This is a genomic window from Desulfobulbus alkaliphilus, from assembly GCF_016918545.1.
Classification (GTDB): Bacteria; Desulfobacterota; Desulfobulbia; order Desulfobulbales; family Desulfobulbaceae; genus Desulfobulbus; species Desulfobulbus alkaliphilus.
In genome coordinates, this window is record NZ_JAFFQC010000159.1 from 1 (window position 1) to 480 (window position 480).

General features: G+C 53.8%; 1 pseudogene. It reads right to left on the reverse strand.

Annotated features, from left to right (window positions below):
• Window positions 1-281 precede the first annotated feature (281 nt).
• Window positions 282-480, reverse strand: a pseudogene (locus JWG43_RS17880) (hypothetical protein); the annotation flags it as partial.

Sequence of the window (480 nt, forward strand, 5' to 3'; positions counted from 1 at the left end):
GTGATGCCATCTATCTCCATCTCGTGACAGCGCCAGAAAACGCTTGGCCTTTGTCTGGATGTCTACCTCAAAAGCGGACAACCAACTCGGTTCTGGTTTCGCCCAGCTTGCCTCCTCCGCAAGTGCAAGCTGGCTCACTTCTGTGCCTCTTGGATACGCCTGGTATGTCAAGTCGGCTAAAGGCCACGCCCCCGATGCGCATTGATTCGGCTCACGTTTAGGTTTGAACTATCCGCAATGTCCGGATAGCCACCTATCGCTGGAATTCTGAATACGCCAAGCTAAAAGGCATCCAATGCTCTACACAGCCCTGCCTTCTCAACAGGCTCGTTTTCAGGTTTTCCAGCTGGGTTTAAGCGCTGCAACGCGACCAAGCACTGGCCACCGTCGAGCAGGATCAGTTCGTAATCTTGCCCGGCCTTGGGGGTGAAGTGAAAGCTTCGCCTGCAGCTATAGGAATTGCCACCAGAAACATAACCC